Genomic DNA, 12,921 nt, shown 5'->3' on the forward strand with positions numbered 1-12,921 from the left:
ACCTGTGGGAGCTGGCTTGCCAGCGATGGCTTCAGTGCTGCCAACACGGAACTCCCTGACCGTCACACTTTGTCCCATCTTCAGTTATGCTCGCCGTTCGTCGTAACCGCCGGAGCTGCTGATCTCATGTCCCCCACTCGCCTGTTTCTCCCCCTCGCCCTTTCCTTGCTGGCGGCCTGCGCCACGCAACCGAAACACAACGTGACCGTGGAAAAACAAAGCGAATGTCCCGTGCGGCTCAACGTCGGGCAAAACCTGATCATCAGCCTGCCAAGCAACCCGACCACCGGCTACCGCTGGGCGATTCAGGATTCAGCTGGCGGCGTGTTGCGCGCCCTCAGCCCCGAGGTTTACAGCAATCCGGAAGATGCCGGCGTGGTTGGCGCAGCGGGGGTTTCGACCTGGCGCTTCCAGGCCTTCGCAGCAGGCACCGGGCGTTTGCGCCTGACCTCGCAACAACCGTGGGCACCGGAAGTGCTGCCTGTTGAGACCTTCGACTGCGCCATTTCGGTGAACTGACTGCAGCTTCTTCGCGAGCAGGCTCGCTCCGACAGATCACCGCGCGCCCCCTGTGGGAGCGAGCCTGCTCGCGAAAGCCATATCCCGGACGGCGAGAATTACACCCGGTTCGGTGCTTTATCAGACAACCCAAGCATCCCCGCGCCACTTTGGCTAAAATGCCGGCCTTTTCCACCGACACCGCCGGACGCCGCCGTGAGCAAAGAACCCGATCGCCTATTCGCCCAGCCTTTGGCCCAGGTGCCTGACTTCGCCTTCAATGAAGACGTGGTGCGGGTGTTCCCGGACATGATCAAGCGCTCGGTGCCGGGTTACCCGACCATCGTCGAAAACCTCGGCGTGCTCGCGGCGCAATTCGCCCAGCCGAACAGCGTGCTCTACGACCTCGGCTCGTCGCTCGGCGCAGTGACTCAAGCCCTGCGCCGTCATGTGCGCACCGACGGCTGCCGGGTGATCGCTGTGGATAACTCGGCGGCGATGGTCGAGCGTTGCCGCGAGTATCTCAATGGTCAGGATTCGATGTTTCAGGAACTGCTGCCGGTCGAAGTCATCGAGGGCGATATCCTCGCGCTGGAGTTTCAACCCGCGTCGGTGGTGGCGCTGAACTTCACCCTGCAATTCATCGCCCCGGACCAGCGCACCGCGTTGCTCTCGCGCATTCGCCAATCGTTGTTGCCCGGCGGCGCGCTGATTCTCTCGGAGAAGCTGCGCTTCAACGATGCCGAAGAGCATGCGCTGCTCACCGATCTGCACGTGGCGTTCAAACGCGCCAACGGCTACAGCGAACTGGAAATCGCCCAGAAACGCAGCGCCATCGAAAACGTCATGAAGCCCGACAGCCTCGAAGAACACCGCGAACGCCTGCTGGCCGCCGGGTTCTCGAAAGTCGTGCCGTGGTTCCAGTGTCTTAACTTTGCCTCGTTGATTGCCTTGCCATGATTGATCTGTCCCCCCTCGCCCGGCGTCTGGCCGGTACTCCGCTGGCCGAATGGGCCAACACCCTGCAAGCGCAACTCGACAAGAAAATGGACAAAGGCCACGGCGATCTGGAGCGCTGGCAAAGTGCGCTGGACGCCTTGCCGAAGATCCAGCCAAGCGAAGTCGACCTGCTCAACGGCCTGAAACTCGACACCGATTGCGACGACGACACCCGCGCACAGATGCGCACCGCGCTGATGGGCCTCTCGCCGTGGCGCAAAGGGCCGTTCGACCTGTTCGGTGTGCATGTGGACACCGAATGGCGTTCGGACTGGAAGTGGTCGCGGGTCTCCCCGCACCTCGACCTGAAGGGCAAACGCATCCTCGATGTCGGCTGCGGCAACGGCTACTACATGTGGCGCATGCTCGGCGCCGGCGCCGACAGCGTGATCGGTGTCGACCCGAACTGGTTGTTCTTCTGCCAGTTCCAGGCGGTGCAGCGTTACTTGTCCGAGCCGAATGCCTGGCACCTGCCGTTCCCGTTTGAAGACCTGCCGCCGAATCTGGAAGGCTTCGACACGGTGTTTTCCATGGGCGTGTTCTACCACCGTCGCTCGCCGATCGAGCATTTGCTGGCGCTGAAGGATTGCCTGGTCAAGGGCGGCGAACTGGTGCTGGAAACCCTCGTGGTCGAAGGCGACAAGCATCAGGTGCTGGTGCCGGAAGATCGCTACGCGCAGATGCGCAACGTGTGGTTTCTGCCGTCGGTGCCGGCGCTGGAATTGTGGCTGCGGCGCGCCGGGTTCACCGATATTCGTTGTGTGGATGTCAGTACCACGACGGTGGAAGAACAACGCGGGACCGAGTGGATGAAGTATCAGTCGCTGAGCGATTTTCTGGATCCTGAAGACCACAGCAAAACCATTGAAGGGCTGCCGGCGCCGATGCGGGCAGTTATCGTCGCCAGGAAGTAAGCGTATTTTCCCATGACCGCGGTGGGCCTCCCCCTCACCCCAGCCCTCTCCCCAGGGAGAGGGAGCTGATTGTTGAGCTTTTCAAAACTTGAGTCCGACTCGGTATTTCAGGTCGGCGGACTTGGTCCATTCAACTCGGTCGGTCCCCTCTCCCTCTGGGAGAGGGGTTTTTAGTGCGTCTGGCGCGGAAAAACTCGGTCAGCACCGCACCACATTCTTCAGCCAACACCCCGCCCTCATACAACACCCGGTGATTCAAAAAGCCCTGGGTAAAAAACTGTCCCTGACTCTGCACAATCCCGGCCTTGGGTTCCAGCGCGCCGTACACCACCCGCGCCACCCGCGAATGCACGATCAGCCCGGCGCACATGCTGCAAGGCTCCAGCGTCACATACAGCGTGCTGCCCGGCAGGCGATAGTTATCCACTGCCTGCGCGGCGGCGCGGATCGCGACCATTTCGGCGTGGGCACTCGGGTCGCTGGTGCTGATCGGGCAATTGAAGCCGCGACCGATGATCACGCCATCGTGCACCAGCACCGCGCCCACCGGCACCTCACCGAGGGCGGCGCCCTGTGCGGCGAGGATCAAGGCTTCGCGCATGAAGTCGCGGTCGCGGCTGCGGTCGATGATCGCCGCCGGGCGGATCTGGCGCATCACTTCACCTCGATCGCGGCCATCAGGCCGGTTTCCATGTGGTCGATGACATGGCAGTGGAACATCCACACCCCCGGGTTATCCGCCACCAGCGCCACTTGCGCACGCTCGTTCTTGCCCAGCAGATAGGTGTCGGTGAAATACGGCACGACTTTGTGCCGGTTCGACGCGATCACCTTGAAGCTCATGCCGTGCAGGTGGATCGGGTGCTGGTACTGGGTCATGTTCTTCAATTCGAAAATATAGCTCTGGCCCAGTTTCAGGCTGGCAATCGGTCGGTCGGCACAGGTCTTGTCGGTGATGTCCCAGGCCTTGCCGTTGATCTGCCAGAGGCTCGGCGGCTTGCCGTTTTCGGTGTTCACCGAGACCGAGCCGACCCATTCGAAATTGAAGTTGAGTTTCTCGGCATTGGCCAGATCCGGCTCGGCCACCGGGTTGGCCGGCAGGGCCTTCGGCCAGTCCGTCGGCGCATCGGTGTTGGCGACTGAACGCAGCGTACCCAGACGCACCGGGCCGTTGCGCAGCGACAACTCTTCACCGGCCGCCGGCGCCTTGATCGCCAGGCAAATGCGCATGCCGGGGCCGAGCCAGTATTCCTTGCCCAACGGGCGCGGCTCGACCGGGTTGCCATCCAGCGCGTAGATCTTCGCTTCGACACCGGGGATGTTGATGCGATAGGTCAGGGTATTGTCGAGGTTGAGCAAACGCACCCGGGTGATCTGCCCGGCCGGCAGATCAATCACCGGCAGCGGCACACCATTGATCGTCGACAAGCGCCCGGCGGTACCGCCACGGGCCGCTTCGCGGGGGATGCTGAATTCGACGAACTGACCTTGCTCGTCGACATGCCAGTTCTTCAGGCTCAGGGTTTTCTCGTACTTGAAACCGGTCGGCTCGCGTTCCTCGATGATCAGCGGCCCGACCAGACCACGTCCGAGTTCTTCGCTGCTGCTGACATGCGGGTGATACCAATAGCTGCCGGCGTCCGGCACACGGAATTTGTAGTCGAAGTATTCGCCCGGCAGCACCGGCAGTTGCGACACGTAAGGCACGCCGTCCATTTCCAGCGGCAGGCGGATACCGTGCCAGTGAATGGTAGTCGCCACCGGCAAGTGATTGATGAAGCGCACCCGCAGCCATTCACCCTGACGCACACGCAACTCGGTGCCCGGCGCCGACGGGCCGAACGCCCAGGCTTCGGTCTTGTGGCCCGGCACCAGCTCGACATCCAGCGGCGCGGCGATCAGTTCATAGTCGTGGCCGGCCTCGGCGTCGGCCATCTTGCCCAGCCAGTAACGCGACGCGCCTCCCGCGCCCACGCCAACGACAACAAGACCGGCCAGGCCACCGAGGATTTGGCGACGGGTAAAGGACATGAACTCAACTACCTCACGTATCAGCGACAGACCCCGAGGGATCCGCAAAAGGCGAATACGATACACCCGCAGTTGAGAAACAGTAAGGGCGACCTGCGGCCGCACGTCTTGTCGGCCTTATGCGCGCAGCCCGGTAATCAGGTGCAGCACGCCGCCCTCAAGGCACATGACGCCCGACACACCGGCCATATTCAACGCCTGACGGTCGACCCGGGCCTCGTCGTGCAGCGCCACGCGCACCCGAGTCAGCGCCACCGGTTGCTGCGACTTGAGGTTATCCACACCGCCCAGCGCCGCAACAATCTCGGCGCTCAGGCCGGCAACCGGTTCAGCGATGGCTTTCACCTCATCCGGGACCAGATCCGGTGTCAGTGCTTTCCAGAATGCCTGCTGCAATTTGTCGAACATGTTCAATTCTCCATTACCGGCGAGGCATCGACTTTCGCCTCATGAAACCGCTGCAAGGCTTCGCGCACGTCACCGACGCTTTCCAGATTCGAAACCTGTTCGGCGATGATTCGACAGTCGGCCAGATCCACTTCGCGGACCGCCGACTTGATCGCCGGAATCAACGGCACGCTCACCGACAGCTCATCCACACCCAGCCCCAGCAGCAGCGGCACGGCAAGGCGTTCAGACGCCATCGCACCGCAGACGCCGACCCATTTGCCGTGGGCATGCGCAGCCTTCACCGTCATCGCGATCAGGCGCAGCACCGAAGGGTGAAAGCTGTCCGCCTGACTGGCCAGACGCGGATGATCGCGGTCCATGGCCAGGGTGTATTGGGTGAGGTCGTTGGTGCCGATGGAGAAAAAATCCACGTGCGGCGCCAGCACATCGGCCATCAGCGCAGCGGCAGGCACTTCGATCATGATTCCCAGCTTTGGCAGGTGCGCCAGGCCCAGCACCCGCGCTTCTTGCTCGAGAATCTGCCGCGCCAGACGCAGTTCGGCCAAATTCGTGACCATCGGCAACATGATGTGCAGACGCGTCAGTTCACAGCAGGCGAGGATTGCACGGAACTGCTCGCGCAACAGTTGCGGTCGCTCAAGGCACAGACGAATGCCACGCAAACCGAGGAAAGGATTGGTTTCGCTGTCCATCGGCACATAAGCCAGCGGTTTGTCGCCACCGACATCGAGGGTGCGCACCACCAGATTGTGTGCCGGCCCGATGGTGCGGGCGATGGCGCTGTAAGTGGCCACCTGTTCGTCATGGCTCGGCGATTGCTGACGGCCCAGGTAGAGAAACTCCGAACGCAGCAGCCCCACGCCATTCGCGCCCAGCTCCATGGCCTGGGCGGTTTCTTCCTGCGAGGCAACGTTGGCGGTGACTTCGATGTGCTGACCGTCACGGGTGCAGGCCGCCTCGCTGGCCTGCGCCAGTTCCTGCTGATGACGCTGGCGCTGGCGCTCATGCCGCGTGCGCAATTGGTCAATGGACTCGGCGTCCGGGTGCAACTGCAATTCGCCTTTGTCGGCATCGAGCAGCACCCGCGTGCCGTTGCCGAGCCCGAGCATTTGCGCCGGCATGCCGCAGATCGCCGGTAAACCGCAGGCTCGCGCGAGGATCGCGACATGGCTGGTGGCGCCACCGCCGACGGTGGCAAACCCGAGCACCTTGCGCGTATCGAGCCCGGCGGTCTGGGACGGGGTCAGCTGATCGGCGATCAGAATGGTGTCGTCCGGCAACTCCAGCGTCTGCTCGTGAACACCGAGGATCAGCTTCAGCACGCGCTGGCCGACATCATCCAGATCCGCCGCGCGCTCAGCCAGTAAGGCATTGCCCAGCGAGCGAAACATCGCCGCCGTTGCGTCGGTGCTGGTCTTCCAGGCAAACGCCGCGCTGTTGCCCGCGTCGATCAGCGCCCTGGCCTGATCCAGCAGGCTCGGGTCGGCGAGCAGTTCCTGATGCGCCTTGAAGATCTCCGCCTGCGCCTGGCCGCTGGCGGTGTCGCGCAGATGTTGCAGGGCCATGTCGGCTTCGATCAGTGCTTGGCTCAACGCCTCCAGTTCAACTGGCGGCTCGGCGCCGAACTCGTTGACCATGAGCGACGCTTCGACAATCTGCATGACTTGCCCCAACGCCGAACCGGGCGAGGCGCAGACACCGCGCAGGATGTTCGGCATTTCTGCTGCATCGACTTCGACCGGCGCGGGCGCTGTGACCGCTTCACCGCAGCCTTCGCTCAGCAAGCGTGTCAGCGCATCGACGGCGGCTACGGCATCTTCGCCTTCGGCGCTGACCTGCACACTGTCGCCATGAGCCGTTTGCAACGCCATGATCGCCACCAGGGATTTGCCGTTGGCTTGAGCTTGCAGCTTGTGCAGATGGATGGTCGCTGAAAATGCTTTGGCCGCTTGGGCGAATACTGCCGCCGGCCGCGCGTGCAGGCCATTGGGATTGGGCAGATGGATCGGCTGCGAGAACACCGCGTCGCCCGGCACCGGCGCAGGATGTTCGCCAACGGCTGCGCCGACCACGACGTCAAGCACTGGCTGGCCCACCTCGACCAACCCGGTTGAGCCAACGAGTGAATCGAACGGCTCGCCGCTGACCACCAGCATCAAGGTCAACAAACTGCGCGCGTGCAGGGCAATGTAGTCAGCATCGAAGTCGATCAGCGCCTGCCCCGCTTCGACCCGCTGCCCCGCGTCAACGCGGCGGGTGAATCCTTCGCCGGCGAGATTCACCGTGTCCAGGCCGATATGCATCAACACCTGAACACCCGCATCACTGGTGATGGTGAGCGCATGCCCGCTGGCCTGCACGTCGCTGACCACACCTGCAAGCGGTGCGCAGAGCGTTGACGAAGTCGGGTCGATGCACAAACCGTCGCCGATGATCCGCCCGGCAAACACCGGGTCGGGCACCTGGTCCAGCGCCATCAGCACGCCGGATAAAGGAGCCAGCAGCTGCAATTGTTGGGGTGTGGCCATGACATCACCTGAGCGTGTATTGATTGAATGAGCGGTCGCAGCCGCTTTGCTTATTTCCACCAGTATTCAACCTGCAAGCCGACATTGGCCCCGTGCCGCGCGTTGCCGAAGGCGCCCGTGTCGGACAGCGCCGAACCTTTGGCCAACAGGTTGGCGGCACGCTTGGCTGCCTGGTTCCAGCTGGCATAGGTGTAATACAGACGCACCTCGGGCCGCGCCCAGAATTCCGGGCCTTTCGGTGACCAGGTCGGTGCAAAGGTGAACTTGCTCAGCTTGCGCGTGCCGTCCGCCGCCTCGACCTGATCGTGACCCAGTTCGGTCACCAGTTTGAACTGCTCGCTCAGTGCATAGGCCGGGCGCACACCGAGTGACAGCCAGTTCTGGTCGGCGTCGCCCTGACGAATATCTTTCTGATACACCGCCTGGAATTGTCCGCCAAAACGTGGCGTCAGTTGCCAGTCGAAGAACTCGACGATCCGATAACTCTTGTTGCGGTCATCAAGCCTGACGTTACCGGTATAGCCCAATCCGGTGCCCGGTCCTTCGCCGTATTGCAGCGCCAGTTTGTTCTTGCCGCCGAGAAAGTCCTGCTGCACGTGCTGAGTGGTAATCGCCCAGCCACGGTGGGCGTCGCGGCTGTCGGGCTTGTCGATGTAGCTGAGGCCGAACTCCAGTTCTCCGCCGCGGTTGCTGTTGAAACCGCCGACATTGAAGTCGTGGCGGTTGATGTAATCCTTCTGATAAAGGTTGTCCTTGCGTGAAAAGGCGTAGCTGTATTTCAAGCCACCGAGCAACACGTCTTCAATGCCTGCACCGGTGGCGCTCTGGTTCCAGTAATAGAAATCGGAAATATGGATGTCGTTACGTTTGTAGTAGCGCCGACCGGCCCACAGCGAGCCGCCGTTGAGCGCGGGCATCGCCGACCATTGCGCGTAAGCCTGCGGCAAACGAATCGAGCCGTTGTCTTCCTTGAACGTCAGGCTACGGTCGTAACGGTTGTACAGCGATGCCATGCCGTCGACGCTCAGCACCGAGCCGTCTTCGAGGGTGTACAGATCCTGGCGCAGCTCGAGCTCACCGTACTGCTCGCACTCGTTACCGAGGCGATATTTGGTCTGCGCGCCGGGCAACTGGAAACACGACTGGCTGCTGCTGTTTACCGAGGTTCCGACACCGCTGCGCAGATAGCCGCCGAACTCCAGCGCCTGTGAGGACGTGGGCATTGCCAGACAAATCCCCGCGACTGCCAGGCTGTAATTTATGGTTGCTCTCATATATGCCACCCGTTGTTTTTATTGTGTGGTTGCAGGAATTCAGCGCGCACAAATCCCCCGCGCAGCGTTCTGCGTGTTTTTTCAAAGGTTGTTATTCAGTTAAAAAATCAGGGGTCGGTCAGGTGCAGCACGAAGGATTCGTAACGTCGCAACTGCAGCAAACTCGTGCGTTGCGGGCAGTCCGGGTAGTTGCTGATCAGCAGGCGCTGCTCCTGGGCTTCGCCGATCAGCGCCGGTAGCTCGACCTCACAGGCAGTGCCATAGAAGTTGTTCACCACTAACAAGCGTTCTCCCGTCCCCTCGCGCAGGTACGCCCAGACCTGTGGATGCTCCGGCAGTAGTTGGCGATAGACGCCATCGGAGATCAACGCTTCAGTGCGGCGCAAAGCGATCAGGCGCCGATAGTGATGCAGCACCGATTCCGGGTCGTGCAGTTGATGCGCGACGTTGATCTGTGCGGCATTGGCCGGCACACCGATCCATGGTTCGCTGCGAGTGAAGCCGGCGTTGTGCCCGGCGTGCCAGTGCATCGGCGTGCGCCCGTTATCGCGGGACTTCTGCATGATCGCCGCCATGTTGTCGAGGTCGCTTGCCCCGGCTTCACGCTTGAGGCGAAAGATATTCAGGGTCTCGACGTCACGGTATTGCTCGATGCTCTCGAACCCCGGATTGGTCATGCCCAGTTCTTCGCCCTGATAGACGAAAGGCGTGCCCTGCAGAAAGTGCAGCGCGGTACCAAGCATCTTCGCCGACAACTCGCGGTATTCGCCGTCATTGCCGAACCGCGAGACCACGCGTGGCTGATCGTGGTTACACCAGAACAGCGCATTCCAGCCGCCACCCGCCTGCATGCCGGTCTGCCAGTCGGAGAGAATCTGCTTGAGCTGGAGGAAATCGAAATCGGCGCGCACCCACTTCTGCAGATTCGGGTAATCGACCTTCAGGTGATGAAAGTTGAAGGTCATCGACAGTTCTTTCGACTGCGGATTGGAGTAACGAATGCAGTGTTCCAGACGTGTCGAAGACATCTCGCCGACGTTGATCAGCTCATGCCCTTCGAAGACTTCGCGGTGCATCTGCTGCAAGTAGGTGTGCACGTTCGGCCCGTCGGTGTAGAAGCGCCGACCATCGCTGTCGTCTTCGGGAAAGTCCGCCGGTTTCGAGATCAGGTTGATCACGTCCAGACGAAAACCACCCACACCCTTGTCGCGCCAGAAGCGCATCATCTTGAACACTTCGTCGCGGACCTTGGGGTTGTCCCAATTGAGATCCGCCTGGGTGTGGTCGAACAGGTGCAGGTAATACTGGCCGGTCTGCGCTTCGTACTCCCAGGCCGAACCGCCGAACTTGGATTCCCAGTTGTTCGGCTGGTCGCGCCAGATATAGAAGTCGCGGTAAGGGTTGTCGAGGCTGCTGCGCGCCTGCTGAAACCACACATGCTCGATCGAGGTGTGGTTGACCACGATGTCGAGCATCAACTTGATTCCGCGTTTGCCCGCTTCGGCGATCAGCAGTTCACAGTCGGCCATGCTGCCGTAGCTCGGATCGACCGCGTAGTAGTCGCTGATGTCGTAGCCGTTATCGCGCTGCGGCGAGCGCAGGAACGGCGTGATCCACAGGTAATCGACCCCCAGCCATTGCAGGTAATCGAGCTTGGCGACGATGCCGAGCAGATCGCCGGTGGCGTTGCCGGCATGGCTGTGAAAGCTCTTCGGGTAGATCTGGTAGATCACCGAACGTTGCCAGTCTTGCATGGCGGATTTCCCTCTTGAATTTTACGATCTCTGTAGGAGCTGCCGGAGGCTGCGATCTTTCGATTTTGAAAGGCAAGATCAAAAGATCGCAGCCTCCGGCAGCTCCTACAGTTCAATTTCAGGCAACCCGGTAACCCGGGCGGACGATCTTCATGCTCAGCACGCAGGTCAGGGCAAACGGCACGAGCATGGCAATCAGCATCCCGATGACGAACATCGGGATGAACTGCGGAATGATCGAGATGAAACCGGGCAGGCCACCGACGCCGATGGCCGAGGCCTGGATCTTGTTCAGCGAGAGGAACATGCAACCCAGCGCCGAACCGGCCAGCGCGGCGTAGAACGGAAACTTGTAGCGCAGATTGACGCCGAACATCGCCGGCTCGGTGATGCCGAAATACGCAGAAATCGCCGAGGTCGAGGCCATGCTCTTGTCTCGCGCATTGCGCGTCATCCAGAACACCGCCAGGGCCGCACTGCCCTGCGCCAGATTGGACATGACGATCATCGGCCAGATGAAGGTGCCGCCCTGGCTCGAGATCAGTTGCAGATCCACGGCGAGGAACATGTGGTGCATGCCGGTGATTACCAGCGGCGCATACAGCAAACCGAAAATCAGACCGCCCACCAACGGCGCCAGATCGAACAGCATCACCAGCCCTTCGGTGATGTAGATGCCGATATGCCGGGTCACCGGGCCAATGATCGCCAGCGCCAGCACGCCAGTGACAACGATGGTGGTGATCGGCACCACAAGTAATTGCACGGCGTTGGGCACTCGCGCGCGCAGCCATTTTTCGATGACGCTCATCACGTACGCCGCCAGCAGGATCGGCAGGATCTGCCCCTGGTAGCCGACCTTTTCCACCTGGAACAGGCCGAGGATGTCGAAGTACGGCAGTTGCTGCCCATCCAGCCCGGCCACGGCCTTGCCGTAATTCCAGGCGTTGAGCAGGTCCGGGTGTACCAGCATCAGACCGAGGACAATGCCGAGAATTTCGCTGCCGCCGAAACGCTTGGCCGCCGACCAGCCGACCAGCGCCGGCAGGAACACGAACGAGGTGTTGGCCATCAGATTGATCAGGCTCCACAACCCGTCGAGGTTGGGATAGGCATCCAGCAGGGTCTGGCCCTCGATGAACATGCCCTTGGCACCGAGCAGGTTGTTGATGCCCATCAACAGGCCGGCAATGATCAGCGCCGGCAGGATCGGCATGAACACATCGGAAAACACCCGCACCAGCCGCTGCATGGCGTTTATCTTCTCGGCGCTTTTCTGTTTAACGTCGGCGATGGTCGATGCCGCCAGGCCCGTCTGCTGGCGCAGTTCGGCATAAACCTTTTCAACATCACCCGGGCCGATGACCACTTGATACAAGCCGCCGGTGAAGAACGAACCCTTGACCAGATCGACGCCATTGAGCGCGGCCACATTCACCAGCGCGGGGTTCTTCAGCGCCAGGCGCAAACGCGTCACGCAATGCGCCGCCTGCTCGATGTTGTCGCGGCCACCGAGGCTTTCCAGCAGCTCCTTGGCGATGTTCGGGTAGTCATGGCTCATGCTTGTTCTTCCGTCGTGGATTGTTGTTATTGGCAGCACGCCGAGAGGAAAAATACTCGTCTGTACGAGTTAATGCAACAACTCGTCTGTACGAGTTTGCGTCCGTGGATGAACGTCAGAAAAATGCGGATTCTTCCTACTCCGACCTAAGATGTTTTCCTTCGTCCGCATGGACAAACCCCTACCCTGCCCTTAAGGTTCGGGGTTTTGAGCACCGTCGGCACAGAGTCCAGCCATGAGCAAATACAACCAGATCTACAGCGATTTGCTTGCCAGCATCACCACGCAGCGCCTGGAGCGCGGCGCCCGGCTGCCTTCCGAAACCGAGCTGATGGACACCTATCAGGCCAGCCGTGGCACGGTACGCAAGGCCATCGACCAGTTGCAGGAACGCGGTTTCGCTCAGAAGATTCACGGCAAAGGCGCGTTCGTGCTGGCGACCAACCCGATCGAATTCCAGCTCGGCGGCATCGTCAGTTTCCAGGAGACCCACCCGCGACTGGGCAACGACGTCAGCACCGAAGTGGTCGAGATGTGTCAGGTGCCGCTGGAAGGTGCATTGCTTGAACATATCAATGCCGAGCCCGGCAGCCCGATCACCCGGATCAAGCGGGTGCGGCGCATCGACGGCAAACGCGTCATCCTCGACATCAACCACTTCGTCAGCGAGGTGATTCCCGACCTGTCTGCAGACATCGCCGAACATTCGATCTACGCCCACATCGAACAGACCCTGCAACTGCAGATCGCCTACGCCCAGCGCACCATCGAAGCCGTGCCGTGCAGCAAGGACGACCACCACCATCTGGACCTCGACGGCCAGAGCCATGTCATCGTGGTCAGCAACCAGACCTTCCTGCAGGACGGCCGCCAGTTCGAGTACACCGAATCGCGGCATACGCTGGATAAGTTCTATTTTTCGGATGTGGCGCGGCGCTGAGGCATATCTTT

At 61.2% G+C, this 12,921-nt stretch carries 11 protein-coding genes; 4 read left to right on the top strand and 7 right to left on the bottom strand.

Annotated elements, in window-relative coordinates; all coding sequences use genetic code 11:
* Window positions 1–126: 126 nt before the first annotated feature.
* From PSH90_RS21175 to cmoB, 3 genes are all read left to right on the top strand, one after another.
* Entirely contained in the window at window positions 127–519 is a 393-nt protein-coding gene (locus PSH90_RS21175; protein WP_024014192.1) for a protease inhibitor I42 family protein, read from the top strand.
* Between the two features lie 195 nt (window positions 520–714).
* Entirely contained in the window at window positions 715–1,458 is a 744-nt protein-coding gene (gene cmoA, locus PSH90_RS21180; RefSeq protein WP_016773355.1) for a carboxy-S-adenosyl-L-methionine synthase CmoA, read from the top strand.
* Window positions 1,455–2,411, top strand: a complete 957-nt coding sequence (cmoB, locus tag PSH90_RS21185; RefSeq protein WP_056790120.1) for a tRNA 5-methoxyuridine(34)/uridine 5-oxyacetic acid(34) synthase CmoB — start codon at window positions 1,455–1,457, stop codon at window positions 2,409–2,411. Before cmoA ends, cmoB begins: the two co-directional genes overlap by 4 nt.
* 130 nt (window positions 2,412–2,541) lie before the next feature.
* Here the strand turns inward: cmoB and tadA are convergent, their stop codons facing one another.
* The 7 genes from tadA to treP form a co-directional block, all read right to left on the bottom strand.
* Complete coding sequence (gene tadA, locus PSH90_RS21190) at window positions 2,542–3,066, bottom strand: tRNA adenosine(34) deaminase TadA (RefSeq protein ID WP_305381479.1); 525 nt, start codon at window positions 3,064–3,066, stop codon at window positions 2,542–2,544.
* Window positions 3,066–4,442, bottom strand: a complete 1,377-nt coding sequence (locus PSH90_RS21195; protein WP_065616645.1) for a multicopper oxidase family protein — start codon at window positions 4,440–4,442, stop codon at window positions 3,066–3,068. Before PSH90_RS21195 ends, tadA begins: the two co-directional genes overlap by 1 nt.
* 117 nt (window positions 4,443–4,559) lie before the next feature.
* Window positions 4,560–4,850 carry a PTS transporter subunit EIIB gene (locus tag PSH90_RS21200; protein ID WP_252884793.1) on the bottom strand — a complete coding sequence of 97 codons (291 nt, stop codon included), beginning with the start codon at window positions 4,848–4,850 and terminating at the stop codon, window positions 4,560–4,562.
* A 2-nt stretch (window positions 4,851–4,852) separates the two neighbouring features.
* Window positions 4,853–7,381 (bottom strand): phosphoenolpyruvate--protein phosphotransferase, encoded by a 2,529-nt coding sequence (gene ptsP / locus PSH90_RS21205; RefSeq protein WP_305381481.1) that lies wholly within the window; start codon window positions 7,379–7,381, stop codon window positions 4,853–4,855.
* 50 nt (window positions 7,382–7,431) lie between these two features.
* Window positions 7,432–8,655, bottom strand: coding sequence for a carbohydrate porin (locus PSH90_RS21210; RefSeq protein ID WP_252884795.1), 1,224 nt, complete (start codon window positions 8,653–8,655; stop codon window positions 7,432–7,434).
* 107 nt (window positions 8,656–8,762) lie between these two features.
* Window positions 8,763–10,409: an alpha,alpha-phosphotrehalase gene (treC, locus tag PSH90_RS21215; RefSeq protein WP_252886756.1), complete on the bottom strand. Its 1,647-nt coding sequence runs from the start codon at window positions 10,407–10,409 to the stop codon at window positions 8,763–8,765.
* Between the two features lie 118 nt (window positions 10,410–10,527).
* The gene (gene treP, locus PSH90_RS21220; RefSeq protein ID WP_041479919.1) at window positions 10,528–11,970 is read right to left on the bottom strand and encodes a PTS system trehalose-specific EIIBC component; all 1,443 of its coding nucleotides are present in this window, start codon (window positions 11,968–11,970) and stop codon (window positions 10,528–10,530) included.
* A 235-nt stretch (window positions 11,971–12,205) separates the two neighbouring features.
* Here treP and treR point away from each other — a divergent pair, with 235 nt between their 5' ends.
* A complete protein-coding gene (gene treR / locus PSH90_RS21225) occupies window positions 12,206–12,910 on the top strand; it encodes a trehalose operon repressor (RefSeq protein ID WP_041479920.1) in 705 nt (234 codons plus the stop codon).
* Window positions 12,911–12,921 lie beyond the last annotated feature (11 nt).

It is taken from the genome of Pseudomonas sp. FP1762 (assembly GCF_030687105.1).
In the GTDB taxonomy this organism is placed as follows: Bacteria; Pseudomonadota; Gammaproteobacteria; order Pseudomonadales; family Pseudomonadaceae; genus Aquipseudomonas; species Aquipseudomonas siliginis.